Origin of the sequence: Amycolatopsis sp. NPDC051903 (assembly GCF_044452505.1) — a bacterium.
Lineage (GTDB): Bacteria > Actinomycetota > Actinomycetes > Mycobacteriales > Pseudonocardiaceae > Amycolatopsis.
Genome location: NZ_JBITBT010000048.1, coordinates 1 through 26,984 on the forward strand (window position 1 = coordinate 1; position 26,984 = coordinate 26,984).

Here is a 26,984-nt window from a genome sequence, read left to right on the forward strand (position 1 = left end):
GGGTTTCCAGCTGCCGAGTCAGCTCGGCCAGCTCGGTGTCGAGCGCCGCGATCTCCGCGGCGCGTGCCGCGGCGGCGCGCGCCAGGTCCGGGTGGTCGACGGCGAGCTCGGCGGAGGTAGCCAGATCAGCGCGTGTGGCGACGCTGTCGCGCAGCCGCGCCAGTAGCGACCACCGCTTGGCCCGCACGGTGCGGCGCAGGCCGGCATCGATCCATTCGTCCCGCACCGCGCGGGTGCGCTCGAGCGCGTCGAGCGCGGCCATCAGCCGATCCGCCTGGACCCGAAGCGGTCCCTCCGGCAGTTGATCGCGCCGGACCTGGTGCTGTGCAGCCCACCGGTGGGCCTCGGCCCGGGCGGTGCGCCGAGCCTGCGCGGCGTCGGCGAGCTGCTGCTCGGCCCGGGTTCGGTGCCGACGCCCACGTGCGCGGGCCACGGCACGGCCGAGCGCGACCAGTGCCGCGAGCGCGACGAGGACAGCCCCGCCCGCCTGGACGGTTCCCTCGGGCGGCACCCAGGTCGCGTCGGTGACCGGCGCGACAAGATAGGTGGCCAGTCCGACGTAGAGGCGGGGCACGGCGAACGCGGTGACACCGATCAGCATCAGCCACGCCAGGATCTTGCCGCGGCCCGGCGCTGGCACCGTCCACCTCGGCCGCCGCGTCTCCACACCGGCGGGCGGGACGACGGGACGGTCCGGCGCGTGCGGATCGGTTACGGTCCAGTCCACGCCGGTCACCGGGTCACCCGCCCCGCGGCGGTGGTGATCTCGGCGAGGCGCGTGCGGTGGCGGGTGATGAGGCTGTCCAAGCGGTCTCGGGCGCCGTCCTCGACGTCGATGTAGCGTCCGTCGCCGCGGTGGTCCACACCGTGCCCGATCTGCCAGTCCGCCACGCCGTCGATGCCCAGCTCGCCGGCCACCTGCTCCCGCAGCTCGGCCAGGCCTCCGCAATAGGTGCCCAGCTCGGCGCCGATGGTGGCCAGCTTGCCCTCAGACAGGTATTCCCAGTTGCCCACGATGGTCTTGGCCGCGTCGTGGGCATCGAGCAGCTGCTTGACCGCAACCTCCCAGCCGTGTGGCGGGTGATCGAGGTCCGACCAGGCCTGCTCGATCCGGGCGAAGGCGTCCGCGACTTTCGGCCAGGCGTCCGCCGCGTCACGCAGTACCCACTCGGCCTTGCGTCGGTAGGACGCCTTGGCCCACAACGTGGTCGCCGCGTCGTACTCGGCCTCGATCAGGCGCTGCTGCGCGCGCTGGCGCTCGGTCGCGTCCGGGATGTAGCCGGGCGCCGTCGAGACCGGCTTCGGCTCGTCCCCGGTGAACTCGGTGAACCGGAACCGCACCTTGCCCTCCGGGCGCCCCATGACGTGGGTCTGGGTGGCGTCGATGAACTTGTCGTGGTGCGCGAATGGGGAATCGTCGCCCGCCTTGGCCACTACGACGTTCTTGGGGCGGCGCGCTTCCCTCTCCGCTTCCCTGGCGGCGAGTCGTTTCCGCAGCTGCTCGGCCTCGCGGGCCCGCTCGGCGGCCCGTGCCTGCTCGGCGGCAATGCCTTCGGCGATCAGCGCGTCGATCTCGGCCGGCTGCCCAGGGTGGCTCGCACCGCCGGCGTCGAGGTAGAAGCCCTCGTAGGACGGCTCCGGGGAGGTGCGGGCGCCGTGGTGCAGCTGGACCGTCAGTTCGGGCGCGTGGCGCTGCCATGCGGCGTGGGCCCGCGTTGCGTCGTCCCGATCAGCGAAATTGCGCAGCGCGACGAGTCGGCCCCGGTGTCCCTGCACGGCCGCGGCGTCGTAGACGGACACCGTGGAGTACGGGTCGCACAGGGAGTCGAAATCGAAGTCGCCGAAGTGCGGCGAGGGCTGAACCAGTTGAGTGGGCTCGGAGGCGCGGCGCCAGGGCCACAGTCGGATCATCGGATTCCTCGTTTCTGGAGCGGGCCGCGGTTCGTTGTTCGCCTGTCGCTGCTCATCGGGCCACGACCGATCCGGCAATCTCGTTGAAGGCGGCGGCGGCCGCGGTGTCGTCGGTGCCGCGGTAGTACTCGCCGGTGTGGTCGGTCAGCCGGTAGGCGCGGATCGCGGTGCACCACTCCAGCCGCAGGGTGCCGGACTCGGCGACGACAATGGTGTCCCGTTCGCGGGCCAGGCCGCGGCGGACCAGCAACTCGGCCCGGTCGGCCGTCAACTCCGCCGGCGCGATGTGCCGCGGCCGCTCGGCCAGCAGCCCGGCCTCAGCCAGGACCTCAACCGCCCGGCGAGCACTGTCGCCCAATCCACGCCAGCCGTAGCGGGTGCAGCTGATGTCGCGGGTGCGCAGCACGTGCTCGGCCCGGGCGAGCATGTCCTCGTCGACCGCGCCCGTGTCAGTCCGGTCCATCGGAATCCTCTCGCTCATCGCGCACGACCGGCGGGGATCAGCTGCAGCGCACCGGAACGCAGGGCGGCGTTAATGGTCTGGACGTCGACGACCTCAACGGCGTGCACGGCCCCGGAGTCGATGGTGACGGTTAGGTCGGCCGCGGTGACCGCGGTGGTGACTGCGCGCTCGGCGACGCGGTGGGCGTCGCGGACGTCGACACCCTCGGCGTCGACGAACACGGTCACCGCCACCCGCACTTTGACACCCGATTGTGCGCTTGCGTGCGTTTCCGGCTGGTTCACGGTCATCTCTCCTGTCTCGCCGTAAGCTACTGATATCACAGGTTATCGGTAGCTTCTGATCGCCGACGCAGCCGAACGAGTGAAATTGTCTAATGACTCGACATGTCGAGTGGTTCGTCATATTGTGGGTGCATGCCGAACACCACTCCCCCCGAGCCGGCGGCCGCCGCGCCCGCCCAGGCGATGGCGCTGGAGGCGCTGCAGTCCTGGGCACGCAACCGCGACCGCCTCCCAGACGACCGGGCGATGCTGGTGGCGCTGGCCTGGCACACGGGTGCCCGTAACATCCGCGAGCTCGCGCGCCTGGCCGACGTCTCCCGCGACACCATCTACGCCGACCTGCGCGCCCGCGGCATCGACGCCGGCGACCGCACCGCAGCGCCCATGCCCCCGAAGTACCAGACGCTGACCGCCGCCGCGATCGCCGGGCTGGGCCGGCTGGTGCAGACGCGGGCGCTGCCCTCGCTGATCGGCGATGACCGGCAGCCGCTGGCCGAGGCCGTGTGGGCCATCGGCATCGCGCTCGACCGCATCGAGCATCTGCTCGGGCACCCGCACGGCATTGACGACACCGCAGGCGAAGCGGGGAGCGGTTCGCGTGCGCAGGTGTTGCAGGAGATCGTCGACCGCGCCGCCATCGTCATCGACGAAGCCCAAGGGCTCTTGACGGAGGAGTTCGCGGGGTTCACGGACGCGCAGCTCGCGGCCCGCACCGAGGAAGCCGAGATCGCCGCCCTCGAGGGCGGGCAGCGCCCCGTCGTCGAACGCGCCGAGCTGCGGCTGGTCCTGCCCAACGACGAAGCTCCGGCCGTCACGATGACGCTGCACCGCCCCTCGGGCGGGTTGCTGGCCGTGTCCAGTGACAACCCGCTCGTCGTCGGCCAGCTCGATCGCCGCGGCCACGTCGTCCTCACCGAGGCGTTCGGCGTGATCGCCGGTGCACTCGAGGCCGTGCTCGCCGACGAGGCTTACCTCGATGACACGATCAACAAGGGAGGCGACCGTGAATGAGCGCCCCGATCTCACCGCCGGGCTCCCGACCCCGGCGCAGCTGCGGGTCCTGGCTGCCGACGTGCGCGCGCTGCGCCAGCGTGCGGTCGAGCTCGGCGCCGCGTTCACCGCCTCGGCGGATGAGGGCATCCGCCGCATCGGCTACCTCGTCGACGACGACGGCCACGGCTTCCTAGAGGGTTATCTCGCCGACCTCGACCGCGCCGTCGAGCTCCTCGTCCGCCACCGGGCCGCGGCCGGCCCCGGTCTGTGCGGAGTGCCGTGGGGCGTGTGCCCTCAGCACGGCAACACCCTGCGCTCCAGCGGCGGCCGAACCTGGTGCACCGCCACCGGATGCGACCGCAGCTGGAACTACGACCGCCTCGGCGCGCCCTGCGGTGAACCGGTCGCCGCGACTATCACCGACGCCGGCGGCGAGACCCGGATGTGGTGCCTCGGCCATGCCCGCGACGCCGAAACCGCGATCCTCGGCGCGAGGGTGCTCTACCTCGCCCCCGACGAATCCGATCCGAGCTGACCAGACACCACCCAGCCTCGCCTGCAGCACCGTCCCGATCGCCACGACTCACTACGAAAGGCCCAAGTCATGAGCTTCGACGACTTCGAGGACGAACAGCCCCGCAGCGTCCTGCCCGCCGACCTCGACGCCCTGCTGTCGCGGCGGTTTCCCAATGACGGCAAGGAGCACTACGCCTCCGATCAGGCGCTCGAGGTGCTGGCCCGGGTGCTGCCGCACATCGAGGACACCGCCGACGTGATCGGCACGGTGTTCCCCTACGACGGCCCGCACAGCCGGGACACCGTCATCGACGCCGCCCGCGCGATGGCCGCGATCGGGCGCTACCTCAACAACGCCACCCAACCTGGGAAGGCGACTCTGGAGTGGGGCAGCACGATCGGCTCGATCATCGGCTCCGTCAAAACCGTGCTCTTCCAGTTCGACCAGCTGCTCGATCAGCTCGCGGAAGGCTCGCTGCGGCTGGCCGAAGACCCCACGCTCTACTCCGACCAGACCCCCTACCCCAAGGGCATGCCGCACGAGCAGTGGATGGCGGCCCGGCACGACGACGGCGTCCGCACCGCCATGACCCTCGCCGACCAGCTGCGGCAGATCCGCACAGCCCTCGTCACCTGGGACAGCCAGGGGTTTTTCCCCATCGGCGGAATTCCCACCCAGCTCGAAAAGCCGCACTCCCTCGCCATCCAGCTCGGCCACGACACGCCTCTCGAGGACGACTGAGCGTTCGTTGCACCCGATCTGTCGACCGACGCGGCGCCCTGGGCGGGACCCCGCCCAGGGCCTCAGCCCGCCACTGCTTCGCGCCGGGGAGCGGAAAACGCCTCCAGCGCGGCGTCTTCGAAGGCTTGGATTGCTGTGGCGACCCTGTTCGCGGCTACCCGGCCGTCGACGACCACCTCCATCGGCGCACGCCCCCGGGCGTCACGCGAGCAGGTCGAGAACGCCTGCATCGGCTCCAGTGCGTTTTCACTGGCGGACTGGATCCGGTCGAGTTGCTCTCTCAACGCAGGTGTGACGATCGCCAACCGGGCGAGCACGAGAGCGTGGTCGAATTCGCGGCTCGCTGCCAGGTAGTTGTCGTGTGTCCACGAATTGGCTTGTTCGACGGTGTCGGACACCACGCTGAGGAACATCAACAGCCCTTCGAAGGCTTTCGCATAGCGCGGCGCCGAGCGCAGGAGCTCGACCACAGCTTCCCGCTCGTCGAGCCGCTCCCGGTCGGCACGCTCCGCTCGGGCGAGGTCCAGGTGTTCCTTCGCGATCATGGCCTGCCCTTCGGCGGCAGCGGCCGCCGTGCGCGATGAGCCAGCTTGGTCCTCTGCGGCCTTGCGTGACTTCTTCGCCTCGCGTGCCTGCCAGAACGTGATCGATGCGCTGACGATCGCGACGACGGCCGCACCGGTGGCGATCCAGTCGCCGACGTCCATGCGCTCGGTGAGCCAAAGCCAGAAGGAATGCACGGTTGGTGATCGCGCGTGGCGTGCGAAGTGTTGCCGCGCTCGCCCGTGTCAGCCACACGGTTGCAGCTTGTGCTGGTCTGGTCCAGCTTGATTCTGATCAGATTCCGGCGCGACGCCTGGCGATCTCGGCTTCCCACTCCTCGTTGGTGGGCGCCGCTTCGTCTGGCCCCAGAACCTTCCAGGTCTCCTCGTCACCCTCGACGTCGATCGCCTTGACTTCCCATCCCCAGCCTTCGGCGCAGACACCGGGGATCACCCGAGTGTCAGGCCCGACTTTCGCCTCAAAGTCGGAGGTCGGCGACACGAGAACTTCGCTGCCTGGCTCGTCGGTGAAGGTGAAGTTGTGCCGTTCTTGCACCAGCCACGCCGCGATGGGCGCTACGTTGCGGCGTCCGTTGAAGACGCTGAGAAGTCGCCAACCTGGAGGCGCCGCCTGGCACGCGATCGTCCGCCAGTGTTTCTCCACTTCCGCATTCTCGGCCACTCGTTCTCCCTGGTGTTATTGGTGTTGCCCATCTCTATTGCGCTGACCGATGCCCCGGCATGACCGCGTACTTCCGCCGCCCGCACTGGGCGGGCCGGCGAGCTCGGGCACCGAACATCTCGGCCAACGCCAGCCCACCAGTTCACGCTCAGGTGTTCTGAGGTTGGTAGGGCATCGTGCGAGGTTCGGGCGGAGGTGCAATCAGGTTGTTGCCGGGCCAGAAGGCACCTTCGGCGGCGAAGCGGTGCACGTGCTCGGTCAGCTCGTCGAGGTGCTGCTGCCGGTCTGCCGGCCCGGCCTGAGATTGGCCTCCGTCGGGGTGGTGCAGGGTATGCACGGTGGCGGGTCCGCCGCCGAGCAGGATCGCGCCCAGCTGCGGCAGCCCGATCGGCATCGCGTCACAGGCCTGGCGGCGGGCCAGGTCCGCGACCGCGTCGATCACCCGCGGCCAGTCCGCGACCTTCGGCCACAGCTGCCCGCCGGCCAGCTCGAACGTCAGCGTGGACAGCGGCACGAGGCTGCCCTCCGTGCGGCCGGGGGCCTCGGTGAGGCACCGATACATCCGGCCGCCGTCCGGCTGTGGCACACGCGGGTGCAGCAACGTCTTCGCGTGCACCACCGTCGCGTTGATCATCTGTCCCTGCGGCGACTGGTACGGCTCGTGCAGGGCGAGCAGGTACACGTCCTCGACCATCGACTCTTCCTTCCCTGTCGGCGAGCGGCGGCGCTCGCCGTGACCGTCTGGCACGTGCCGCGGGTCGATCTACTTCGGGTGGTGTCGGCTCATCGCGTCGGCATGGCCGGCCATCTCGCTCACGTGCGCGTCGAGCGCGTCGGCGTGCTCGTGCAGCGCTTCGGCGTGCGCGGTCAGGGCGGCGATCTGCTGGGTCGCCAGCTCGTTGCCGCGGCGGATCTCGTGGTAGATCGCGAACAGCAGCTCGGTGTGCATGGAGCTGTGCTCGAACAGCGCCACCGGTACCGCCTCGGGCGCCAGCTCGTCGTTGTCGACCCCGGTGTAGAGGCCGCGGGCCTGGGTGAAGTGCTTGTCGCTCAGCGCGCGCTCGGCGAGGTCCTCGGGCAGCTGTGGGTCCTCGGGCATGTGGTCGGCACCGTCCTGCTCGTCGTGATCAGCCCGCGCGACGCGCGTTCGCGACGGGGCTACGTCGGGTCGCCGTCGATCGTCGCGCGGCACCGCGGCCGGTCGCGGCTGCGACGCACCGCGCATTCGTGTGCTCTGCCCCGGCCTCGATCTCGCGCCACGTGATCACCGTGGCCTGGCCGGTGATCACGTTCGGGGGCAACCGCTAGGGCAAGCCGGTGAAGACCGCCCGGCCCCGCGGTTCGCGACGCCGGCTGCCGGCCGTGGAGTGCCAGCATCGCAATCATGGGCGCTGATCGTGACCGGTCCGACATGAGCGAGCAGAAGCTAATCCGCGGCTGGGCCACCGGCAGCGCGGGGGTGAAGATCCGGCTGGCCAAGGCCGACCACCTTCCCGCGATCTCCGAGCTCACACCGGAAACGGGGCAAGAGCTGGGACCGCGGATGACCACGATCATCCGCGACGGAGTGATGGGATCGGCCCACCGTGCGGGCCTGGCCGCCCGCGGCCGCGACAACAGGCAGGAGGCGTTCTCCCGCGCGCTGGCCGAGGCAGCGGGCCGGCACGGCCCCGACCAGGCCTTCAACGTCACCTCCCTGGTCCTGGTCGCCGAGCACCCCGAACACGGCGTCATCGGCACCGCCATCACGTTCTCCCCCGCCAACGTCGCCGAGCAATACGCCGAGCACGCCCAACGCGCCGGCGCACCGCCGCGGGAGATCACCGGGGTCCTCCTCAGTTCGGTGATCGCGCTGGCGAAGGTCTCGACCTTGGCCGTGGCCGAGCCCTTTCGCGGCAGCGGGATCGGCGCGGCGCTGCTGAGCCGGGTGAAGAAGGTGTTCTTCGCCAACGGCTACCAGTACGTCTACGGCCAAATCCCAGCCGATCGCCCGCACCTGGTGGGCTTCTACCGACGGGCCGGGTTCGACGTGCTCGAGCCCGACGAAGGCCTCGATCTGTGGACGGTGTTCGGCATCCCCGGCGGCATCCGCCCCGACCGCGGCGAGCGGTTCTTCGTGCACACCAACGCGCCCGGATGAAATCCCCGGCCCCCGCGGGCATCCCTCGCTAGCGTGCAGGCCATGGCGAACCTTCACGACAACCAAGCCCGCGGCCGCTCGATCAACGTGCGGCTCGGAGTCGCAGAAGACGACGGCGGGGTCTGGACCGGTGTCGGCGTGTGTCTGGCCTGCCAGCCCGACACCGACGTGCGCCGGACGTTCTCCCACGACGAGCCCTGCCCCCGCTGCGGCGGCCCCGGCGAGCTGGAATGGCGCCGCACCCCCGACATCGATCACCTCGCCGCGGGCATCACCACCAAACTCCGCTGGCCAGACCGCGCCGATCGCTAGGCCGCCGACCGAATCTGGTCGATGAGCTCGTCGAGCTCGCGCTCGGACGGAACGTTGATCCCGGACCTGTTGATCGACCACGCACGCCGCAGGTTCGAGCCACCACGGCCCACATCGCCACAACGGCCGTTTACGCAGAGGACGAGACCTCGGACGACCTTGGTCTGCCGGCTTCTCGCGGCTCGTCCCGACGTAACAGCCGCGCGTCCGGTGGCGACGTGGTGGTGTGCACGAGAACCCTGACGAGCGGCTGGCGCGGTTGCTGGCCGCGTGGCGCCGTGGCGTCGACGCCGAGCCGCTCCCGCCGTCGCTGTGTGTGGCCGCGCTGCGCCGGCGGTGGCTGGGTCGCCGCACGTCGCAGCCCGGGTAGCGGCCGGTCCTGCGCGGACCAGGCGGCCGCCGCATGCCGACGACCGTTCGTCGCAGACAGCCAGACGAGGCCGTCACGCCCGCGCTGGAACCACCCTCAGCAGGTGCCCTTCCTGGGGACTTACCCCCGAAATTCGTAATGCACGTGCATATACACGTGCCAAAACGCGTTGACGTGCAGGTCTGCTGAGCGCACAGGCCGTGATCGGTCCGACGGGACTCCACTGGCCGTTGTCCGCACGATGCCGACCGGTTGCCGCGCGTGCCCCGCGCAGACGATGTGGATCACGTGGTGGTGGCCCTAGATTGCGGCTGACGCCGACGGTCCGCAGGTACTGGGGGCGGGTGGCCCCATCGAGACATGGGGGCCACCCGCGGGCACGCGTCGCTGGGGTCCAGCCCGGCGACGCGGCCATTGGCCCTCGCCGGCGTCGCATCCAGGCTGCCGGCCTCGGCCCCGCGTGAGCGGCGCCGAGGCGGGCGGCGTTCGACACCGGAAAGGTTCCGACGTGACCCTACGTTCCCCTCGTCCCCGCGAGAACCCGTTGCCGCCGTGGCACGACGACCCGACACCGACGATCGACCGGCGGTATGCCGAGCCCGCCGACCCCGACATCACCCTCCCCGCCCCCCGTGTTCCGGTGGACGAGCGGTGCGACCAGCGGCGCGGACTGGCTGGCCTGGCCGCGCTGTGCCTGGGTAGCTGGCGCAGTACGGCCAGGTCAGTGACGGTTGCCGCGGTGGCAGCCGGGCTGATCATCGCGGTGCTGCACACGATGGACGTCTCCCAGATCGACATCGGCCCGATCCGCATCGTCGGCGGCGCCGGCACCGCCGCCCCGTAGGTCCCGTACTCCGACGGTGGCCCGGCCGCGGCATCCAGCTCGCGCCGGGCCACCAGCCCGCCGATCCTCAAACAGGCGCTGCACCCCACCGCGCTCGCTGCGCCGATCGGCTGGTCGTGACCGCCACGCCGAGCGATCCGTGCCTGCTGCCTCCGGGTGACGCCCATGATCATCCGTGGCGGCCTCCCCTGCGAGAAAGGCGATCATGACCGTGGACAACTCCCTCGAGCGCATCGCTCGCGACGACACCTCCCCCGAGCTCGTTGCCCGCGACGTGCTGTCTGGCAGCGGGAGTCTGGACGTCTCGGTGGCCACGATCCGGGTCGCGCCGCAGGAGCGGATGGCGTGGCTGGTGCGGGCGTTCGGCAACCCTCGCGACGCGTTCCATCTGTGGCCCGCGCTGGTGCAACCGAGCGCGACCACGGTGCAGACCACCGTCGGGCCGTTCGCAGACACCGCCCTGGATCTGGGCATGTTCCTGCGCATCGCGAAACGACGCGAGCTCACCCCCGAGAGCTCGGCGATCTACCTCGCGTACGTGGACCAGCCCCGCGACCTCGACGACGCGGGCAACGCCGCCATCGGGGACGGCCTGGTCGTCCAGTTCGTCGCCGGCGGCATCCTGCACACCTGGCAAGGCGCACCGGTCACCGAGCCCGCCGCGGCGAGCTCACACCCCAACCCGAGCCAGCAGGAAGCGATCGACGAACTGGTCGCCCAGCTGGCCGGGGATCCGGCGTACCGCAAGCTGCCCCGCAAAACCGCCCGCGACGACTATGCACGCACCGACGGCACGGGCGAGGTCGCCGAAGTGTTCCGCGGCGAGCACCTGGTGCTGCCGCAGAACTTCGGCTACCGGATTCTGCAGGACGCCCACGCCGTCGTGGAGAAGGGCGCCCGGCGCGCCTACGCCGGCGTCGAGCGCGACGAACCGGAGCTGATCCGCCAGCTGCACGAGGACGTGCCGCTCGCCGGCGTGCACGACCGCACCGCGCGCCGGGCCCGGATCCGGGAGCTGCTGTTCCAGCGCTACCAGTACGCCCCGCCCACCGACCTCGTCGGCCGCCTCTACGACGCCACGAAACCCACCAGCCGCCACTGAGCCCGACGATGGCCAACGATCCCCCGAACCCGGGATCCGACACGAACCCCGCCACCGCCGGGCAACCCCCAACCGGGCCCGGCGGCGTTGATCTCGGTGGCGGTGTGCGGCTCGGCCCGGTGCACCGCCGACACGAGCCGGAGGGCGTCCTCAACCAGTGGCACCGGATCTACCGCGGCCAGGCCGAGATCGGCAGCATCGACTACGACATCTGCCCGACCTGCCGCCAGATCCTGATCCTCGAGATCGGCCTCCTCGACACCGAGCAGCGCCGCGGGATCGGCACCCGCGTGCTCGCGCACCTGCACACCGAGCAGGCCGGCTACCGCTGGTTCATCACCCCGGAAAAGGTGACGTCACGCCAGTTCTGGCCCCGCATCCGCGCCGCCTACCCCGGCGACTACGACAACTTCGGACGCGCACCAACCCGGTGCCCGCACATCGACTGACCCGCAGCCCCGAAGCGAGACCTCGCCGCGAACGCGCACGCCCACGACGAGGACACCCACCGCTCGGAACTTTTCCGGGCACGTGATCCTCCCGCACCCACGACGGCAACCCGGTGGCGCGTGCTCGCCCAAGCTCGGTCCCGGATCGCCTGACGCGCCGGGCAAGATCGTCGAGGCTGTGACCTGCGCTGTTCCCGGCACCACTGCGCCACACGGGTTACGCTCGCCTTCAGCGCCACCGGGCGCGCACGGTCCCCCGGAGGAGCACGGGAGGCCACGATGGCAGGCGACGCATCAGGCGAGCGATCCCGGGTGCCGGCCGCGATTGAGCCGATGCTCGCGACCCCTGACGGCGGCATGCTGCGCGATGGCCCGGGCTACGCCTACGAGTTCAAGTGGGACGGCTACCGGGCGATCATGCGCGTGGCGGCCGACGGCACGACGGTTCTGACCAGCCGCAACAACAACGACTTCACCGGCCGCTTCCCCGAACTCGCCGGCGCCCTGACCCAGACGCTCGGCGGCCGGCGCGCGATGCTCGACGGCGAGATCGTCGCCCTCGACGAGCAGGGCCGGCCGGACTTCGGGCTGCTGCAGAACCGCGGCACCAACGCCGCCCCGGCCGCCTACTTCGTGTTCGACGTCCTGCAGCTCGGCGACGACGTCCTGCTCGACCTGCCCTACGACCAGCGCCGCACCGTCCTCGAGAGCATCGAGCCCACCGACAAGAACCTCGTCGCGATCACCCCCTCCTTCAGCCACGCCGACCTCTCCGCGACCGGCATGACCCCGCAGGACCTGCTCGACCTCGCCGCGACCAGCGGCCTCGAGGGCCTGGTCGTCAAGGCCCGGGCCTCGAAGTACCGGCCGGGCCGGCGCAGCCCGGAGTGGTTGAAGCACCCCCTGATCCAGACGTTGGAGGTAGTGATCGGGGGCTGGCGCCCCGGGCAGGGCAGCCGCGACGGCCTGCTCGGCGGGATGCTGCTGGGCGCGCACGACCGCGACACCGGCGACTTGCTCTACATCGGAGACGTCGGCACCGGCTTCAACCAACGGGCCCTGCTCGACGCCCAGCAGAAGCTCTCGCCGCTGGAGCGCGCGAGCAGCCCGTTCGCCAACGAGGTGCCGCGCGACCGCGCCCGCGGCGCCCGCTGGGTCGACCCGACCCTGGTCGGAGAGGTCGTCTACCGCCAGTTCACTCCGCGCGAACACCGCCTGCGCCACACCGCGTGGCGCGGATGGCGGCCCGATCGCGTGCCCAGCGAAGCCGTTGTCCCCGACACCAGCCGCGGCGCCGGCGGGTGAGCCTGATGCCCGAGAAGAAGCTGACCGTGCAGGTTGGGGAACGCCGATTGACGCTGTCCAACCTGGACAAGCCGCTCTACAGCACGGGATTCAGCAAAGCCGAGGTCGTGCGGTACTACACGCATATCGCCCCGCTCCTACTCCCACACATCAGCCGCCGGCCGATCACGATGGTGCGCTTCCCAGACGGCACAGATGGCGAAGCGTTCTTCGAGAAGAACTGCCCGCGCGGCGCACCCGACTGGGTCCAGACCGTGACGCTGCCCAGCTCCGGATCCCGCAGCGGCCGCGGCCCCGGCACGATCACTTACCCACTGATCGAGGACCTGCCGAGCCTGGTGTGGGCGGCCAACCTCGCCGCGCTCGAGCTGCACGTACCCCAGTGGACAGTCTGCCCCGGCCCGAAACGCCAGCCCCCCGACCGGCTCGTGTTCGACCTCGACCCGGGAGAGGGCGCCAGCGTGGTCGAGTGCGCCCGGGTGGCCGAGCGGCTGCTGGAGGTCCTCACCGCCGACGGGCTCACCCCGCTGCCCAAGACCAGCGGTTCGAAGGGCCTGCAGATCTGCTGCGGCGTCCGAACCCGCCGGCCCGACCGAACCTCCACCTACGCCAAGGCAATCGCCGAGCAACTCGCCGCCGAGCTGCCCGACCTCGTGGTCGCCAAGATGCCGAAGAACCTGCGCACCGGCCGCGTACTGATCGACTGGAGCCAGAACCACGTCGCGAAGACCACCATCGCCCCATACTCACTGCGCGGCCGCGACATCCCGACCGCCTCCACCCAGATCACCTGGGACGAGGTCCGCGCCTGCCGCACCCCGGCCGACCTGCGCTTCACCGCCGACGATGTACTGCATCGCGTCGACGAGCACGGCGACCTGCTCACCGAGCTCGAGACGTCGCGCGTAGCTCTCCCCGCGAACGACCGCAGGTGATCGTCGGCAACGGTATGTGGCCCCTGGGGCCTAGATATACGTCGAGTCTTCGACCGTCTCGATGGGCGGCAGTGCCCAGGTCGCGGGTTCGCCGAGGCGGTGCGTGGTGACGATGACGACTATGTGCAGGTCAGAGGTCTGAACAAGGCGATGAATGACAACGCCCGGCGGCCGGTCAATCCGGTACGCCGGGCGGTTGGTGCTACCCGAGTTGAGATCCGCTGAGGATCTGAATCAGCGGTACTGGCTGGACAGCTTCTTGGCGTTGGCGAGAGCTACGTCGTAGGACAGCGGTGCGGTGGTGATGTCGTGCAGGCAGCCGGCGCACAGCACGCCGCCGGGGCCTGGTTCGGCTTTGCGGCACTGGAAGCACTTCTTCGTCGGCTGCTCTTCGTCGGCCACGGCCATACCCCTGCTTTCGTCCACCTTGGTTGCGCTGACCGTAGGCCGGGCCGCGCCGGCTGCCGGCGCTCGACATGCCCTCCCGTGGTGTGGCGTTCGCAGCATGCCTGCGTTCTGACGGTGCCCACCGCGTCCATCACCCGTTCAGAGCAGTGTGGCGGTGGGCATGTTGCGATCAGCGCATGTCGGAGAGAGTATACGAACACGCGTTCGAGATAGAACCAGGTTGCCGTCTCCCCACGGCGAAGACGTAGTGGGAGCGGTCGATGGCCTTCAACAACCCCCCGATGCCCTGGTCGGAGCTGGAGCGGATCGCGTCCGGCCGGGGCGTCCCGCCCGCGCGGCCGGTCGGTGACGAGGAGGCGCCGCGCTCGCACAAGCGGGAGGGCTACCAGCCGCCCCGGGGCCTGCGGCCGCGCGCGGATGTCGAGGCCGCGGGGGTGCGGGTGCCGTACGCGGAGCTGCACTGCCACTCCAACTTCAGCTTCCTCGACGGCGCCAGCCACCCCGAACAGCTCGTCGAAGAAGCCGCGCGGCTCGGTCTCGACGCCATCGCGCTCACCGACCACGACGGCATGTACGGGGCGGTCCGCTTCGCCGAGGCCGGCCGCGAGCTCGGCGTGCGCACCGGCCACGGCGCCGAGCTGTCGCTCGGGCTGTCCGCGCCGCAGGGCGGCGTCCCCGATCCGGAGGGCGCGCACCTGCTCGCCCTCGCGCGCGGAGTGGAGGGCTACCGGCGGTTGTGCCGGGTGATCTCCCACGCCCAGCTCGCCGAGGGCGGCCGGAAAGGCCGCCCCGTCTACGACTTCGACCAGGTGGTGGAGGAGCTGCGCGGGCATGTGCTGGTGCCGACCGGCTGCCGCAAGGGCCTCGTGCGCCAGGCCCTCACCCGCGCCGGCGGCGGCCCGGGCTCGGCGGCCGCCGAGCTGCGGAAGCTGGTCGAGTGGTTCGGCCGGGAGCACGTGGTGGTCGAGTTGATCGACCACGGCCAGCCGGCCGATGCGGTGCACAACGACCTGCTCGCGGGCATGGCGGCCGAGCTGCGCCTGCCGACCATCGTGTCGAACAACGTGCACTACGCACGCCCGGAGCAGCACCGCCACGCCGCCATGGTGGCGGCGGTGCGGGCGAACCGGTCGATCGACGAGCTGGAGGGGTGGCTGCCGGCCGACGGGATGGCGTTCCTGCGCGGCGGCGCCGAGCAGCGGGCACGATTCACGCGGTATCCGGGTGCGGTGCAGCGGGCGGCGCTGCTCGGCGTGGAGCTGGCGTTCGACCTCGCCTTGGTGGCGCCGAAGCTGCCGCCGTTCCCGGTGCCGGCCGGGTTCTCCGGCGAAGACGCCTACCTGCGCCACCTCACGTTCGAGGGCGCGCGGGCGCGCTACGGCACCCGCGCGGACAACCCGAAGGCCTACGCGCAGCTCGAGCACGAGCTGGCGATCATCGAGCAGCTCGGGTTCCCCGGTTACTTCCTGGTGGTGTGGGACCTGGTGCGGTTCTGCCGCGAGGCCAACATCCTGGCCCAGGGCCGCGGCTCGGCGGCGAACTCGGCGGTGTGCTTCGCGCTGCAGATCTGCCACGCCGACCCGGTGAAATGGAACCTGCTGTTCGAACGGTTCCTCTCAGCCGAGCGGGACGGACCGCCCGACATCGACGTGGACATCGAGTCCGACCGCCGCGAGGAGGTCATCCAGTACGTCTACGCCAAACACGGCCGCTTCCACGCCGCCCAGGTCGCCAACGTCATCGCCTACCGCGCCAAATCCGCCGTGCGCGACGCCGCGAAAGCGCTCGGCTACTCCCCCGGGCAGCAGGATGCGTTCGGCAAGAAGGTCGACCGCTGGGCCCACGTCTCAGCCGGTGCGGGCGACGAGCTGCCCGCCGACGTCGTCGAGTTCGCCCGCTGGCTCGAAGACAGCCCCCGGCACCTCGGGGTGCACTCCGGCGGCATGGTCATCGCCCACACACCGGTCTCGGAGATCGTGCCGGTCGAGTGGGCCACGGCCAAGGACCGCAGCGTGCTGCAGTGGGACAAGGACGATTGCGCCGCAATCGGGCTCACGAAGTTCGACCTGCTCGGCCTCGGGATGCTCTCCGCGCTGCACTACACGATCGACCTGCTCGCCGAGCACCACGACGTCCACATCGGACTGCACGACCTCGACCTGGCCGACCCTGCCGTGTACGACATGCTCTGTGAGGCCGACGCGATCGGCGTGTTCCAAGTCGAGTCCCGCGCGCAGCTGGGCACCCTGCCGCGGTTGCGGCCGCGGAAGTTCTACGACCTCGTCGTCGAAGTCGCGCTCATCCGGCCCGGCCCGATCCAGGGCGGCTCCGTGCACCCCTACATCCGCCGACGCCGCGGCGAAGAACAGTGGCAGCACGAGCACGAGCTGCTGGCGCCCGCGCTCGAGCGCACGCTGGGCGTGCCGTTGTTTCAGGAGCAGGTCATGCAGATGGCCCGCGACGTCGCCTCCTTCACCGCCGCCGAAGCCGATCAGCTGCGCCGCGCGATGGGCTCGAAACGCTCCAGCGCGAAAATGCAGCGTCTCGCAGGCCGGTTCTTCGAGGGCACCGACGCCAACGGGATCCCGCGCGAGCTCGCCGTGCGGATCTTCGAGCAGATCCACGCCTTCTCCGGCTACGGGTTCCCCGAGGCGCACTCGATGTCGTTCGCGCTGCTCGTCTACGCCTCCGCGTGGTTCAAGCGCTACTACCCCGCCGCGTTCTGCGCCGGCCTGCTGCGCGCCCAGCCGATGGGCTTCTACTCACCCCAGTCGCTCGTGGCCGACGCCCGCCACCACGGCGTCATCACCCACGCCCCCGACCTGAACCTCTCCCTGCCCCACGCCACCCTGGAGCCCTGCCCGGACAGCACCGGCGGCGTCGCGATCCGCCTCGGGCTGGCCGGGATCCGCGCCGTGGGCCAGGACGTCGCCGAGCAGATCGTCGCCGACCGCGACGCCCACGGCCCCTACCGCTCGATCAGCGAGCTCACCGAACGCGTCCAGCTCGCCCGCCCGGTCGTCGAAGCCCTCGCCACCGCCGGCGTGTTCACCGCGCTCGGCCCCGACCGCCGGGCCGCGCTCTGGACCGCCGGCGCCGCCGCGGGCACCCGCGCCGAGCACCTGCCCGGCCTCGCCATCGGCCACGACGCCCCCGCCCTGCCCGGCATGAGCAGCTTCGAGCTCACCGCCGCGGACCTGTGGGCCACCGGCATCACCCCCGACCGCCACCCCGTCGCGTTCCTGCGCGAACGCCTCGACGCACTCGGCGCGACCCCCGCCAAGCAGTTGCTCGACGTCCCCGACGGCACCCGCGTGCAGGTCGGCGGCGCCGTCACCCACCGCCAACGCCCCGCGACCGCCGGCGGGATCACCTTCCTCAACCTCGAAGACGAAACCGGCATGACCAACGTGATCGTCTCGCCCGGGGCCTACACCCGGTTCAAGCAAGTGCTCCGGTCCCAGAACGTGCTGCTCATCCGCGGCATCGCCCAAGTCGGCCACGGCACCGTGTCCCTCGTCGCGGACCACGTCACCCCGCTCGACCTCAAACGGCTCGCCACACCCTCACGCGATTTCCGCTGAATGCCCAGGAAATGTCGGAACCACCACCGTCACCGACCAGTGCAGCCCAGTACTGACGGTCCCCTGCCGGTGAAAGCAGGTCGACGCTCATGCTGCTCAGCGGGCCGGGCGTGGCCCGGTCCGCTCGGTGATCGTCTGGTCACGACCGACGGGCAGGCCGCTCGAAGTAGGTCACGTCGTTGTCGGAGACCACGCTCAGGCCGAACACGTAGAACACCGTGGTGCCCGCGGCGTCGCGTCCATCGGCCCAGCCGGGGCCAGTGGCCCAGGTGAGCGCGCCGGGGTTGTCCGGGTGCTGGGCACGGAACCCGTCGAGATACGCGATTGCCTTCTGGATGGACTCGAACGCCTCGGACAGGATGCCGGGCTGGGCAGACGTAGTGCGGTCATGCACCACGTACACGGCTCGCTTGCTGGTCATGGACGTCATGGTGCCAGGCACAACCGACAGAAACGATCAACACGCCCAGGCCGGGGAGCGAAGTCAGTCATCGAGGTAGGAGCGGCGTTTCTTGCTGATCGCCCACTTTCCGAGGGTGGAGAACACCGCGGAGATCACCACGCCCAGAGCGATCACGAAGACGACCTTCACCGCGACGCCGTAGGGCAGGACCGGGACGAACGGCCACCAGTCGTGCACTATGCCGACCACCCACGTGGCCAGCCAGGCCAGGACGAAGGCCCACCCGACCGACAACGCCAGCGTGACGAACCAGCCGACCACGCGCTGCGCCGGGCTGCGCAACTCGTCCCCGGCGCGGCTCGTCGAGACGCTGGGCGGCGTGCCGAACGGTGAGGCCGCCGGCGTGCCGTAGGGCGCGTAGCCGCCGGGTGGTGGCTGGTGTTGATCCATTCCGGTTCCCCTCGTCTGCGACCCCCGGCTTCACACGGCGGTTCCTGCGGGTCTCACCATGGTGGATCACGACGGTCAGCACAACGCGACCCGACGGTGCCGAAGCGGCACGCCCTCGACGTCCACCTGGGGTGACGGCGTGATGCTCGGCTCCGGCCTGGCTTCGTCAGTCGTGAGCGACCCGCGTGGCTACGCTGCCGTGGTGGGGATCGACAGCGGCCCGGCGCTGGCGCGGTTGCACGCGCTGATGGTGCAAAGTCGCCGGTGGCGCGAACAGCATCCGGATCAGGTCGCGGCGGTGCCGCCGGGGTACGTCTCGACGGAGAAGAGCCGGCGTGTGGAGGACGAGGCGGCGGCCGCGTTCGACTGGTCGCGCCTGGTCTACGGGCAGTGGCCGGAGTATCTGGCGTGGCCGCAGTCCACGCTGCAGCAGGTTGTCGGGGGGCCGGTGCGTGAGCAGCTGCTGGACTGGCTGCCGGAGATGGCGGGCTGGTGGGTTCCGCAGGCCGAGCTGGCCGCGCTGGGCGATCTCACCCGCGACAGCACCGGTCAGGACGCACGGCAGCTGCTCCTCGAGGAGGGCTTCAGCCCGCTGCCCGGGGCGGTGCTTCATCCGTGCCATCGCCTGCAGCTGATGCTGCACGCCGCCGACGGGCTGCTGGCCGAGATTCACGAGGCCGAGTCCCTCGTCGACCCGGCCGGCGGTTTCGAGCTGCGGCACGTGCGCGTCTACGGGTGCGTCAAGATCCTCGACCGCGACCTGCTGCACACCGGCACCCACGGCATCAGCAACGTCCTGGACGGAGACCGGCAGCGCACGCGGTTCGCCGCCGGGCGTCTGACGGGTTTGCCGGGGGGCGGCGCCGGGAGCCTGCGCGTCGCGCTGGCCGTGCTGCGGGCCGCGACCCGACCGGCGCTGCCCTGGCCGCACCCGCCGATCACGACCTGGATGGGACCGGGCTCGCTGCCCGGCCTGCCCGCCGATTCCACCCACGAGGACACCGTCGCGGCCTCGACCGCCGCGACCCGCAGGGTGCTCGACGATCTGCCGCGGCACGTGCACGAGCTGCTTGGCCCGAACCTGATGACCCGCTGACCGTCCCCGGCACGCCCCCGGCTGCGATCCCAGCGCCGGACGGTCAGCGGTCGAGCGAGATCACCGGGTGAGGGCGCCCGGGTCGAGGTCGAGGATGACGGGCGCGTGGTCGGTGCACTGGCCGACCGCGGCGTGATCGACAACCTCGACACCGCGCACGGCCGCGTCGGGAACGTGGTGGGTGGCGTACCAGCGGTCGATGCGCCGGGGCGGGTGGTTGTCGGCCGGGTGGAACCCGGTGGTGGCGGCCCAGGGGGTGCCGGCGATCCGGGCGCAGTCGCGCATGCGGCCCAGGTGCTCCAGTCGGATCGCGACGCGCCGGTCGAGCCGGCCGTGCTCGTCGAGCTGGTAGGCGTGGTTGGGGTGCCAGGGCTGGTGCAGGTAGGGGTCGTCGTCGTAGAAGGTCTCCCCTCCGTCGAGCAGTGCCACCTTCGTCGCGCCGACGCCGTTGAAGTCCCCGCCGACGACCCCGGGCACGTCGTCGCTGTGCATGGCGCGCAGGATCTGCGCGGCGTCCGACCATCCCCAGGCCTGGTCGAACGGCGAGAGCTGCACCGACCCCACGCGCAGCCGGGGACCACCGAGGTCGAACACGCAGGTGACCATCGAGTGCCACATCCCGGCGCCCTCGCGCTCGAACCGGCCGAGAGTTCCGGGCACCGGGGTGATCCCGTCGCGCCACAGCAGCGCGGTGTGATGGATGCCGCCGCCCAACGCCAGCACCGGCTCGCCGTCGTGCTTCCACTGACGGTCCACCGCCTTGGCCAGCCGTCGCAGCCGCGTGACCGCCAGGTCCCGCTTGCCGGGGTCGCGCGGTCCCGGTTCGCGGGCGACGATCTCCTGCACCGCCAGCACGTCCGCGTCGAGCCCGCGCACCAGCGCCTCCAGCCGCGCGAACCGTTCCTCCGCAGCCGGGGCATCGCCGTCGTAGAGGTTGAACGCGTTCACCGACACCAGCCGCACCACGACCCCCATTCCCGTCACCACACCATCGACCCCGCCGAGGGAGCCAGCCGGCGTCACCGTAGCGGCGGTGATCATCCAGCACGCCCGGTGTCGGGTACCGGGCCTGCCGCACCGATGCGACATCCGACTCGACCGGCTTTTCGCTGACGGAAAGGCTGGCACCACAGCCAGCACGATTGCCTGCGTCTCGACGTAGTGCCACAACGAGCGTTTTCGCTCCGCCGACCGACCCCGCCGAGTGTGTTCGCGGCGTGGGCTACAGGCCCAGGGGCGGGCCGTGGTCGAGGTGCTGCCTGTGCTGCGGCGGGTCGTAGCGTTCGTAGTCCAGGGCCTGCCGGCGTTCGGCCTGCCGCTGCTGGGTCTCGTGCTCGGCTTGCTCGGCGCGCCAGGTGGTGCGGAACCCGTCTTCGCGGTGGCGCTGGCGGTCGGGCATACCGGCGCGCAGCTGCTGCTCGTCAGCTCAACTCGAGCAGGCGGAGTTAGGCCTCCAAACGTGGGAAAGGAGAGATGATCGTCGATGTCTCGGGCTCTGCGGTCGCACCGAAAGCGACGTTGGACGCGGAAGCTTCGTCAAACGCGAGGAGTTCCGGCTGCGCGAACAACTTCGTGGCCGCCAGAACCTCCGGCACCGGAAACTCTCGCCGCTCGACATAGACACGGGCGACTTCTCGGTGCAGAGGGCTGGGGAGCTCCGACTCCTTTGGCACCTTGAAGTCGTTTTCGAGGAGGACCTGCACGATCCGCCAGCCCTCGTAGAAGACCTGCATGAAGCTTCCATCGTGCGGCATCGGGCAGACGATCAAGTTCTTCTGCTCGTCCTTCTTGATGCTGTCCGACACCCCGGACTTGCTCGGAACTATGGCGATTCGCAGCCCTCGGGCTGCTTCAAGGTGAGATCGGTTGATTTTGACGGTGGTCCCTACCCAGTGGTCCGGTGCCGTCGATCCGAGGAAGAGGTCCGCCTTCCATAAGCCTTTGATGCTCTGCGGCAGTTGCGCACGAGTGCCGGGCCGTCGGAACGCCGCAGCCAGCTGGTTGAGGTACCCCTTCAGCTTGACCGGCTGCCCGCGCTCTCCGGACAGCACCCTGGAGTCGGCTGTGATCAGGTCGATCTCAGTGGAGATCAGTTGCTGAGATCCGCTCTTCTCGATAGCGAACAGGATCGATGACGGGTCACCTTGGATGATCTTGCATCGGCCGAGAGCATCTGCAACGCGTTCTACGACAATAGGGACCCCAGTCGCCACTGCGTCGTGCACCGCGTACTCGAACGCGATGCCGGTATCGCCGTCACCCTTACTTCGGATCTTGCCGAGGATCTTGAGTTTGATGTCCTCGCGCTGCCCGATGCCACCCAGCACATCCTGGCTGATCGAGTGATAGACCCCGGCGATGATCGGTCGGGTGACCGCGATGAGGGCGCTTACCTCATCGGCCACCGGGTTTCTCTGTTTCTCAGCACGAATCCGCAACGCGTCCCCAGCTTTCTAGCCCGCTCGTCGGAGTGACGAGCATAGAACCCAGGTACGACAATCCCTCGTTTGTAGACCCGCGCGTGCTGAGTCACTTCGCGAGTGGGCTGGCAACCTCCACGTGGTCGTCGCACTGCTCCGAGGGGCCGACCTGCGAAACCTCGGCGACGCGAGCTCGGACTACAGGCCCAGGTGTGGACCGCGGTCGAGGTGCTGGCTGTCGTGCGGTTCGTAGCGTTCGTACTCGAGGGCACGGCGGCGTTCGGCCTGCCGCTGCTGGATCTTGTGCGCGGTCTGCTCGGTGTTCCAGGTGGTGCGGTACCCGGATTCGCGCTGCCGCTGGTCGTCGGGCATGTCGGCGCGCAGCTGCTGTTCCTCCCCCAGCTCGGCGCAGGCGGCGGAGGCCTTCGCGGCGGCAGCGCCGTGGCGGTCGATCTGGTGGCGCAGCTGGTCGAGGTCGTGCTGGTCTGCGGTGCGGGCGGCGTGGCGGTCGCGGTCGTGCTGGTCGTGGGCGCGGCGAGCTTCTTGCTCGGCGCGGTGCAGCTGGCCGGGTTCGCTGGCCTGCTGGGCGAGCTCGCGCATGCGGACGCCCAACTCGGCCGCGGTGGTCTCGGCGCGCGCGGCGGCCGCGCGGAGCCCGGTGGCGCTGGCGGCCAGGGCATCGCGGCGGCCGGGGCGGCGGATCGAGTCCCAGTGGGTGAGCCGGCTGGCTTCCCAGTCTTTGCCGATGGCCTGGGCGGTGGCCATGTCGCGCTCGGCGCGGGCGGCCTGCTGCTCGCGGGCGACGCGGGCATGTTCGGCGGCCAGAACGGCGCGTTCGCTCAGCTCGGCCAGCCGGGCATCGACGGCCTGCACGCGGGGTCCGTGACCGGCCTGCACCTGTGGAGCGAGCGCGGCCAGCCGGGCGGCGGTGTCGGCCTGGCGCTGGGCGGCGTCGGCGGCCTGCTGGTACTGCTGGGTGATCTCCGTGACCAGTTGCCGGTCGGTCAGAGTGGCGAACGGGCGGGACTCCCACGCCGCGAAGCCCTCGATCGCGCTGGGTGCGTCGGCCCGCAGGGCCCGGATGTTGTCGCGCTGGTCGGTGTCGACGACCTCGGGGTGGCGGGCGGTGAACTGCTCGAGCGCGGCACGCGCGTGCTGCTCGCGGATGTGGTCGCCCTCAGCCTGGGCGAGCAGCGCCTCGATCGCGAGCCGGTTGTACTCCCGCAGCAGCTGCCCCCGCTCGTGCACCTCCTCGCGCACCTCGTGGCGGGTGTCGAGGTCAGCCGGGACGGCGGTGGCCGTGGCGGTGAGGTGGCGTTCGACCCAGGCACGGGCCCGGTCGGCCTCGCCGGAGCGGCCGGAGGGCAGCAGGGCGGGGTCCTCGTCGGGGATGGCGAAGCGTTCGCGGTAGGCGGCGACCTGTCCGGCCACGGCGATCCAGCGTTCGCGCTCGATCGGGTCCGGCGGGAGCGGCCCGAGGTGGGCGGTCCAGACCGGGGTCTGTTCGGCGGCGCGTTCCCCGAGGTCGCGCACGCGCGCGGCGATGGCGTCGGCCTGCTCGCGCAGCCACCCGCCGAGCTCGGCCACGGCCGGGTCCTGGCCGGGCCGCTCGCCAGGCGGGGCCGCAACCCACGCGGGCAGCAACTCCGGCTGACCCGCCCCCACCGCCGGGTCAGCCACAGGGCTGGCGGTGGGGAGGTCGGCGGCCAGGCGGTGGTGCAGCACCTGCGCGGCGGAGCGGGCCGGGTCGGCCGGGTCGTCCTCCAGGGGGCGCTGGGCGGCGCGGCGGGCGAGCAGGAGCGCGGGGTCGGCGCCGGTGTCGCGGATCTGCAGCAGCGTCGCAGCCAGGGCGGGCCAGGCCGAGTCGGCCACGATGTCGTCGTGGCGCGCGGGCAGCGCCTGGCGAACCCAGTCCGCAGCCGCGGCCATCGCGTCGGGGCCGCGGTGCAGGGCCAGCGCGTGCTCGTAGCGGGGCACCACGGTGTCGAGCCGGTAGGGCTCGTCCAGGCCCGCGCGCAGTGCCTCGGTGGCCGAGGACTCGGCACCTTCGCGGCGCAGGATCGTCGTGAACGCCGCCGCGACCGGGGCTTGCTCGCGGTGCCGGTAGAACAGATCGCCGGGCAGGGTTTCCGGCTCGTCGGTGGCCAGCACCGTCTCGGTGTCGAGGTAGGCGTGGTTGGCGTCGGTGCCGCGCGAGAGCGCGACCAGCGCGGCTTCCCGCACCGCCAGCGGTGTCAGATACGCGCGCGAGATGTCGACGGTGAGGCCTTGGGAGCGGTGGATGGTGGCGGCGTAGCCGAGTTCGACGTGCTCGGCGACGTAGGAGGCGGGCAGCATGACCTTCCCGTGGTGCCGCGCGTGACGGACGGTGAGCGCGCCGTCGTCGTGGCGGGCGGTGACGTCCCACAGGTCGCCGTTCTTGACGTAGTCGGCGCCGCCGAGCACGGCCAGGCGGCGCGCGTTGCGCCGGGTCACGACCCGATCCCCCATGCCCGCGGTAGCCCCGTCATGCAGCTGCACGCCGCCGGCCTCGGCGCGGCCGGTGGCGCGGCGTTCGGTCTGGGCGCGGGCGGAGAGCTCGCGGGTGATCTCGGTCGAGTCGGAGATCATGATCGCGGTGCGCCCGGCCGCGGTATCGGTCCGCCAGTCGCCGTAGAGCTGGTCCAGCACCGCGGCGCGGGTCCCGCCGTGCAACCGCCCGCGACCTGTGTAGAAGTCGAGGCAGGTGGGGTCGCCGACGCGCAGGGCGAGCACGGCGGCCGCCTCGGCGGGGTCGCGGAAGCGGTGCACACGGGCCAGTTCGGTGCCGCCGTGCTCGTGGTGGATCAGCCGCAGCGCCCCGCCGGCCTCGACCGCGGCGAGCTGGCGGTAGTCCCCGACCAGCCGCACCACCGCGCCGCGCTCAGCGGCGATCGCGCGGATCCGGTCGAGCAGGAGGGTGCCGGCCATCCCGGCCTCGTCGACCAGCAGCATGTCCCCCGCCCGCACATCCACCTCGTCGCCGCGCCCGTGGGCGGCGGCGAGGCTGTGCAGGGTGTCCGCCGGGATCCCGAGCTCATCGCCCAGCACCGACGCCGCGGCCGCCGACGGCGCCAAGCCGATCACCCGCCCGCCGGTGGTCTCCCACGCCGCACGCACCGCGCGCATAGCGGTGGACTTGCCCGTGCCGGGCGGCCCGATCCCCACCGCCAGCGCCCGGCCGCCGGAGACGAAGTGCTCGACCAGCTGCCGCTGCCCCGCATCCAGGGCACGGCCTGCGTCGTGCTCGTGACGGGCGATCGCCGCCCGCGCCACCAGCGGCGGGACGACCGGGCCGGCGGTGCGGGCGGCGGCGTCGAGCAGGCGGGTTTCGGCGTCGAGGATCGCCGTGGAGGTGTAGCGGGTCGAGCCGTGCCGGTGGTAGATCGACTCCCCGTCCGCGCGCGCGAGCAGCGCCGGCGGCGGGGCCGGCGCGATCCCCAGCTCGAGCGACTCCGTGCCGAGCGCGGCCGCCACCACCTGCTCCACGGCCTGCTCCCGCGCGGCCGCGGTGGCGAAGCCGTGCGGCTTCAACGCCCGGATGGTTTCGGCCCGCACGTGATAGATCGTCCAGGTCGCGCGGTGGGCGGACACGACGTCGATGACCTGCGCCGCCAGCGCAGCAACGTCCAGCGGCTCGGCCGCCATGGTGGCGCGGCCCAGCGCGGCGGCGAGGACGGCGTCGACGTTCTGGCCGGGCAGCATCCGGGCGGCGTCGGCGGTCCACGCGGTGACCTGCTGGTGCAGCGTGCGCCCGGCCTGTTTGTCCGGGCGGTCGGCCAATGTGGCCTGCTGGGCGAGCTGGATCTGCACCGAACGGGGCGGGGTGTGGCCGTAGCGGGCCACGTAGTCGGCGACCAGCGCGTCGTAGCCGGCCTCGACCTGGGTGCGGCGCCGGGAGAATCCGCGGATCAACTCGACCGGGACGCCGTCGATCTCGCGCACCGCGCGCTTCCCGCCGGCCTTGGCGACCTCAACCCAGTCCACGCCCAGCCGCTCGGTCAGGCCGTGTTCCACGGCGGCGTTGTAGACCTCCGACATCGACACCGCGACCCGGTGCAGCTGCTTGGAATCCAGCGTCCGCCACCGCCCGTCCACCCCCAGCACCCGGTTGGCCACGGCGACATGGGTGTGCAGGTCCGGGTCGCCGGCACGGGAGTCGCGGTGTACGAACGCGGTGGCCACGAACCCGTGCGTGTCGATCTGGGCGACGCCGTTCTTCCCGACCCGGGTGTAGCCGGCCTCCCGCTCCCCATACGCCAGCGCCTGGCGCCACGCGGCCTCGTGCACCTGCTCGACGACCTGGCGCACCTGGGGCCCGCCCAGCGCCCACAGCACCGACACGCTCTTGACCGGGCTGAACACCAAGTCCACCCCGGCCACCGGCTGCCGGGCCTTGCCCAGCTCATCCGCGAGGAACCGGCGCACCACCTCCGGTGCCGGCGGCGTCCCGCCCGGGCCGGCCAACAGCTCGCCTGCGACGCGTTCCTTGATGACGCGCCGCTCGGCCACGCTGGGGCGCCGCTGATGCTCCCGCTCAAACTGGTCGTAGCCGTTGCGCGCGGCGGCCACGAGCGGGATGTCGGGCTCGTCGAACGTGTAGAAGCGCCGGCCCAGCCGGGTGCGGTCCACCGCTTTCGCGAACGGCATCCCGGCGGCGATGTAGGTCTGGATCAGCCGGTCGGCGTCCGGGTGCAGGCCCTCGCCGAACAGGGCCAGCATGTGCTCCTCCGACACCTGCCCGCGCATCCCCAGCGCCGTGATGCCCGAGCCGACCCACTCCCCTGGCGGGTTCCCGGCCGCCAGGTAGTAGTCGGCCAGCTCTTCGTGCGCCGAGCGCTCCACATCGCCCGCGGCGACCTGGCGGGTCAGGTACGTGTAGCCATCCCCCGCGTGCAGCACGTGACACGTCATCGTCATGAAGGGTCCCCTCCCCCACAAGATCCACTGTACGCCTCCGACCAGCGCATTTGCGTCCGCACATTGCAAATGCCAGAGGTGTGGTCGGTGTGGAT

Annotated in this window: 28 protein-coding genes; 13 read left to right on the top strand and 15 right to left on the bottom strand. The window is 71.2% G+C overall.

Annotated features, from left to right (window positions below):
- The 4 genes from ACIA77_RS46365 to ACIA77_RS46380 form a co-directional block, all read right to left on the bottom strand.
- The coding region (locus ACIA77_RS46365) for a hypothetical protein (protein WP_395892578.1) at positions 1-736 on the bottom strand (736 nt) is incomplete at its 3' end.
- Complete coding sequence (locus tag ACIA77_RS46370; RefSeq protein WP_395892579.1) at positions 733-1,911, bottom strand: hypothetical protein; 1,179 nt, start codon at positions 1,909-1,911, stop codon at positions 733-735. The genes ACIA77_RS46370 and ACIA77_RS46365, both read right to left, overlap by 4 nt.
- A gap of 52 nt (positions 1,912-1,963) precedes the next feature.
- Complete coding sequence (locus ACIA77_RS46375) at positions 1,964-2,374, bottom strand: hypothetical protein (protein ID WP_395892580.1); 411 nt, start codon at positions 2,372-2,374, stop codon at positions 1,964-1,966.
- A gap of 14 nt (positions 2,375-2,388) precedes the next feature.
- Complete coding sequence (locus tag ACIA77_RS46380) at positions 2,389-2,664, bottom strand: hypothetical protein (RefSeq protein WP_395892581.1); 276 nt, start codon at positions 2,662-2,664, stop codon at positions 2,389-2,391.
- A 126-nt stretch (positions 2,665-2,790) separates the two neighbouring features.
- Here ACIA77_RS46380 and ACIA77_RS46385 point away from each other — a divergent pair, with 126 nt between their 5' ends.
- The 3 genes from ACIA77_RS46385 to ACIA77_RS46395 all read left to right on the top strand — a co-directional run bounded on the left by ACIA77_RS46385 (position 2,791) and on the right by ACIA77_RS46395 (position 4,909).
- Entirely contained in the window at positions 2,791-3,669 is an 879-nt protein-coding gene (locus ACIA77_RS46385; RefSeq protein WP_395892582.1) for a hypothetical protein, read from the top strand.
- Complete coding sequence (locus ACIA77_RS46390; RefSeq protein ID WP_395892583.1) at positions 3,662-4,186, top strand: hypothetical protein; 525 nt, start codon at positions 3,662-3,664, stop codon at positions 4,184-4,186. The genes ACIA77_RS46385 and ACIA77_RS46390 overlap by 8 nt, the downstream gene beginning before the upstream one ends.
- 69 nt (positions 4,187-4,255) lie before the next feature.
- A complete protein-coding gene (locus ACIA77_RS46395) occupies positions 4,256-4,909 on the top strand; it encodes a hypothetical protein (protein WP_395892584.1) in 654 nt (217 codons plus the stop codon).
- A 62-nt stretch (positions 4,910-4,971) separates the two neighbouring features.
- Here the strand turns inward: ACIA77_RS46395 and ACIA77_RS46400 are convergent, their stop codons facing one another.
- The 4 genes from ACIA77_RS46400 to ACIA77_RS46415 form a co-directional block, all read right to left on the bottom strand.
- Positions 4,972-5,616: a hypothetical protein gene (locus ACIA77_RS46400; protein WP_395892585.1), complete on the bottom strand. Its 645-nt coding sequence runs from the start codon at positions 5,614-5,616 to the stop codon at positions 4,972-4,974.
- Between the two features lie 130 nt (positions 5,617-5,746).
- Entirely contained in the window at positions 5,747-6,133 is a 387-nt protein-coding gene (locus tag ACIA77_RS46405; RefSeq protein ID WP_395892586.1) for a hypothetical protein, read from the bottom strand.
- Between the two features lie 148 nt (positions 6,134-6,281).
- A complete protein-coding gene (locus tag ACIA77_RS46410; protein WP_395892587.1) occupies positions 6,282-6,827 on the bottom strand; it encodes a hypothetical protein in 546 nt (181 codons plus the stop codon).
- 69 nt (positions 6,828-6,896) lie between these two features.
- Entirely contained in the window at positions 6,897-7,232 is a 336-nt protein-coding gene (locus ACIA77_RS46415) for a hypothetical protein (protein ID WP_395892588.1), read from the bottom strand.
- A 285-nt stretch (positions 7,233-7,517) separates the two neighbouring features.
- Between ACIA77_RS46415 and ACIA77_RS46420 the strand changes: the two genes are divergently transcribed.
- From ACIA77_RS46420 to ligD (ACIA77_RS46455), 8 genes are all read left to right on the top strand, one after another.
- Positions 7,518-8,273: a GNAT family N-acetyltransferase gene (locus tag ACIA77_RS46420; RefSeq protein WP_395892589.1), complete on the top strand. Its 756-nt coding sequence runs from the start codon at positions 7,518-7,520 to the stop codon at positions 8,271-8,273.
- 42 nt (positions 8,274-8,315) lie between these two features.
- On the top strand, positions 8,316-8,585 hold the full coding sequence (locus ACIA77_RS46425; RefSeq protein ID WP_395892590.1) for a hypothetical protein: 270 nt from the start codon (positions 8,316-8,318) through the stop codon (positions 8,583-8,585).
- Positions 8,586-8,811: 226 nt separating this feature from the next.
- Entirely contained in the window at positions 8,812-8,955 is a 144-nt protein-coding gene (locus tag ACIA77_RS46430) for a hypothetical protein (protein WP_395892591.1), read from the top strand.
- A 508-nt stretch (positions 8,956-9,463) separates the two neighbouring features.
- Entirely contained in the window at positions 9,464-9,799 is a 336-nt protein-coding gene (locus ACIA77_RS46435) for a hypothetical protein (RefSeq protein ID WP_395892592.1), read from the top strand.
- 205 nt (positions 9,800-10,004) lie between these two features.
- Entirely contained in the window at positions 10,005-10,901 is an 897-nt protein-coding gene (locus ACIA77_RS46440) for a hypothetical protein (RefSeq protein ID WP_395892593.1), read from the top strand.
- Positions 10,902-10,909: 8 nt separating this feature from the next.
- On the top strand, positions 10,910-11,350 hold the full coding sequence (locus ACIA77_RS46445) for a hypothetical protein (protein WP_395892594.1): 441 nt from the start codon (positions 10,910-10,912) through the stop codon (positions 11,348-11,350).
- A gap of 333 nt (positions 11,351-11,683) precedes the next feature.
- Positions 11,684-12,655: a non-homologous end-joining DNA ligase gene (ligD, locus tag ACIA77_RS46450; RefSeq protein WP_395892595.1), complete on the top strand. Its 972-nt coding sequence runs from the start codon at positions 11,684-11,686 to the stop codon at positions 12,653-12,655.
- Positions 12,656-12,660: 5 nt separating this feature from the next.
- Entirely contained in the window at positions 12,661-13,590 is a 930-nt protein-coding gene (gene ligD / locus ACIA77_RS46455; RefSeq protein ID WP_395892596.1) for a non-homologous end-joining DNA ligase, read from the top strand.
- Positions 13,591-13,824: 234 nt separating this feature from the next.
- Here the strand turns inward: ligD (ACIA77_RS46455) and ACIA77_RS46460 are convergent, their stop codons facing one another.
- Positions 13,825-14,016: a hypothetical protein gene (locus tag ACIA77_RS46460; protein WP_395892597.1), complete on the bottom strand. Its 192-nt coding sequence runs from the start codon at positions 14,014-14,016 to the stop codon at positions 13,825-13,827.
- A gap of 242 nt (positions 14,017-14,258) precedes the next feature.
- Between ACIA77_RS46460 and ACIA77_RS46465 the strand changes: the two genes are divergently transcribed.
- Complete coding sequence (locus ACIA77_RS46465) at positions 14,259-17,582, top strand: error-prone DNA polymerase (RefSeq protein WP_395892598.1); 3,324 nt, start codon at positions 14,259-14,261, stop codon at positions 17,580-17,582.
- A gap of 139 nt (positions 17,583-17,721) precedes the next feature.
- Here the strand turns inward: ACIA77_RS46465 and ACIA77_RS46470 are convergent, their stop codons facing one another.
- Positions 17,722-18,003 carry a hypothetical protein gene (locus ACIA77_RS46470; protein WP_395892599.1) on the bottom strand — a complete coding sequence of 94 codons (282 nt, stop codon included), beginning with the start codon at positions 18,001-18,003 and terminating at the stop codon, positions 17,722-17,724.
- Positions 18,004-18,066: 63 nt separating this feature from the next.
- Positions 18,067-18,435, bottom strand: a complete 369-nt coding sequence (locus tag ACIA77_RS46475) for a hypothetical protein (protein ID WP_395892600.1) — start codon at positions 18,433-18,435, stop codon at positions 18,067-18,069.
- A 202-nt stretch (positions 18,436-18,637) separates the two neighbouring features.
- On the opposite strand from ACIA77_RS46475, the gene ACIA77_RS46480 reads away from it, so the two are divergent.
- Positions 18,638-19,531 (top strand): hypothetical protein, encoded by an 894-nt coding sequence (locus ACIA77_RS46480; RefSeq protein WP_395892601.1) that lies wholly within the window; start codon positions 18,638-18,640, stop codon positions 19,529-19,531.
- 60 nt (positions 19,532-19,591) lie between these two features.
- Here the strand turns inward: ACIA77_RS46480 and ACIA77_RS46485 are convergent, their stop codons facing one another.
- From ACIA77_RS46485 to mobF, 4 genes are all read right to left on the bottom strand, one after another.
- Positions 19,592-20,506 carry an endonuclease/exonuclease/phosphatase family protein gene (locus ACIA77_RS46485; protein ID WP_395892602.1) on the bottom strand — a complete coding sequence of 305 codons (915 nt, stop codon included), beginning with the start codon at positions 20,504-20,506 and terminating at the stop codon, positions 19,592-19,594.
- Positions 20,507-20,753: 247 nt separating this feature from the next.
- Positions 20,754-20,930 (bottom strand): hypothetical protein, encoded by a 177-nt coding sequence (locus ACIA77_RS46490; RefSeq protein WP_395892603.1) that lies wholly within the window; start codon positions 20,928-20,930, stop codon positions 20,754-20,756.
- Between the two features lie 46 nt (positions 20,931-20,976).
- Complete coding sequence (locus ACIA77_RS46495; RefSeq protein ID WP_395892604.1) at positions 20,977-21,936, bottom strand: hypothetical protein; 960 nt, start codon at positions 21,934-21,936, stop codon at positions 20,977-20,979.
- Between the two features lie 213 nt (positions 21,937-22,149).
- On the bottom strand, positions 22,150-26,889 hold the full coding sequence (gene mobF / locus ACIA77_RS46500) for a MobF family relaxase (RefSeq protein ID WP_395892605.1): 4,740 nt from the start codon (positions 26,887-26,889) through the stop codon (positions 22,150-22,152).
- Positions 26,890-26,984: the final 95 nt, after the last annotated feature.

Excerpts from the sequence above, each read along its gene's own strand:
- ACIA77_RS46370 (WP_395892579.1), bottom strand. The coding sequence starts at position 1,911 with ATGATCCGACTGTGGCCCTGGCGCCGCGCCTCCGAGCCCACTCAACTG.
- ACIA77_RS46375 (WP_395892580.1), bottom strand. The coding sequence starts at position 2,374 with ATGGACCGGACTGACACGGGCGCGGTCGACGAGGACATGCTCGCCCGG.
- ACIA77_RS46380 (WP_395892581.1), bottom strand. The coding sequence starts at position 2,664 with ATGACCGTGAACCAGCCGGAAACGCACGCAAGCGCACAATCGGGTGTC.
- ACIA77_RS46385 (WP_395892582.1), top strand. The coding sequence starts at position 2,791 with ATGCCGAACACCACTCCCCCCGAGCCGGCGGCCGCCGCGCCCGCCCAG.
- ACIA77_RS46395 (WP_395892584.1), top strand. The coding sequence starts at position 4,256 with ATGAGCTTCGACGACTTCGAGGACGAACAGCCCCGCAGCGTCCTGCCC.
- ACIA77_RS46400 (WP_395892585.1), bottom strand. The coding sequence starts at position 5,616 with ATGGACGTCGGCGACTGGATCGCCACCGGTGCGGCCGTCGTCGCGATC.
- ACIA77_RS46410 (WP_395892587.1), bottom strand. The coding sequence starts at position 6,827 with ATGGTCGAGGACGTGTACCTGCTCGCCCTGCACGAGCCGTACCAGTCG.
- ACIA77_RS46415 (WP_395892588.1), bottom strand. The coding sequence starts at position 7,232 with ATGCCCGAGGACCCACAGCTGCCCGAGGACCTCGCCGAGCGCGCGCTG.
- ACIA77_RS46420 (WP_395892589.1), top strand. The coding sequence starts at position 7,518 with ATGGGCGCTGATCGTGACCGGTCCGACATGAGCGAGCAGAAGCTAATC.
- ACIA77_RS46425 (WP_395892590.1), top strand. The coding sequence starts at position 8,316 with ATGGCGAACCTTCACGACAACCAAGCCCGCGGCCGCTCGATCAACGTG.
- ACIA77_RS46440 (WP_395892593.1), top strand. The coding sequence starts at position 10,005 with ATGACCGTGGACAACTCCCTCGAGCGCATCGCTCGCGACGACACCTCC.
- ACIA77_RS46445 (WP_395892594.1), top strand. The coding sequence starts at position 10,910 with ATGGCCAACGATCCCCCGAACCCGGGATCCGACACGAACCCCGCCACC.
- ligD (WP_395892595.1), top strand. The coding sequence starts at position 11,684 with ATGCTCGCGACCCCTGACGGCGGCATGCTGCGCGATGGCCCGGGCTAC.
- ligD (WP_395892596.1), top strand. The coding sequence starts at position 12,661 with ATGCCCGAGAAGAAGCTGACCGTGCAGGTTGGGGAACGCCGATTGACG.
- ACIA77_RS46465 (WP_395892598.1), top strand. The coding sequence starts at position 14,259 with ATGGCCTTCAACAACCCCCCGATGCCCTGGTCGGAGCTGGAGCGGATC.
- ACIA77_RS46470 (WP_395892599.1), bottom strand. The coding sequence starts at position 18,003 with ATGACCAGCAAGCGAGCCGTGTACGTGGTGCATGACCGCACTACGTCT.
- ACIA77_RS46475 (WP_395892600.1), bottom strand. The coding sequence starts at position 18,435 with ATGGATCAACACCAGCCACCACCCGGCGGCTACGCGCCCTACGGCACG.
- ACIA77_RS46485 (WP_395892602.1), bottom strand. The coding sequence starts at position 20,506 with ATGGGGGTCGTGGTGCGGCTGGTGTCGGTGAACGCGTTCAACCTCTAC.
- ACIA77_RS46490 (WP_395892603.1), bottom strand. The coding sequence starts at position 20,930 with ATGCCCGACCGCCAGCGCCACCGCGAAGACGGGTTCCGCACCACCTGG.
- mobF (WP_395892605.1), bottom strand. The coding sequence starts at position 26,889 with ATGACGATGACGTGTCACGTGCTGCACGCGGGGGATGGCTACACGTAC.